Here is a 570-nt window from a genome sequence, read left to right on the forward strand (position 1 = left end):
GTGAGGGGCACCGCCGTTCTTGGTGTGCCGAACATGGGGTCAGAGGACCCCGAGAACGAGGTGGAAGTTGGGCTTACCTCCGCCGGTGACTTCATTGTCGAAGGGAAACAGATTGCTGCGGTCGATGTCGTTCGGAATGGCGGGGCAATCACCTTATCGATGATCTCGGTGGAAGACTATCTGCTCGCCGGTTCCAAGGATGCGACCGGTGCCTCAATGGGCTTGAGCGACGACGAGAACATGCAATTCCAGGCGATGCAAAAGATGTTCTTAGGGGGAGCGCTGCACGGTCGGAAAAGGTTCGCGATCTATGACGTCGCCAACAGCCGACTGGCCTTCGCAGACGCTGACGGGCAGCGATTCAAGAACATAGCCGAAGCGCGCTGTATGGCTAACTGAACTACAGCTGCTCGGAATACTAGCCTGTCGTTGGGCTGCACAAGCCACGGCGGATCGCAAGGATGACCGTCGCCATTGACAAACGATGGCGTCCATTGGATCAGACTGCCCTCATCGGAAATACTCAATAACAGTGCGCCGAGCCACATCCACAGGACTATTCGATTTATA

At 56.1% G+C, this 570-nt stretch carries 1 protein-coding gene; it reads left to right on the forward strand.

Going from position 1 to position 570, the window contains the following annotated elements:
- A partial coding sequence (locus EN852_RS41150; protein ID WP_189546330.1) for a hypothetical protein occupies positions 1-399 on the forward strand: 399 nt, incomplete at its 5' end.
- Positions 400-570: the final 171 nt, after the last annotated feature.

It is taken from the genome of Mesorhizobium sp. M2E.F.Ca.ET.209.01.1.1, assembly GCF_004010375.2.
Taxonomy (GTDB): Bacteria; Pseudomonadota; Alphaproteobacteria; order Rhizobiales; family Rhizobiaceae; genus Mesorhizobium.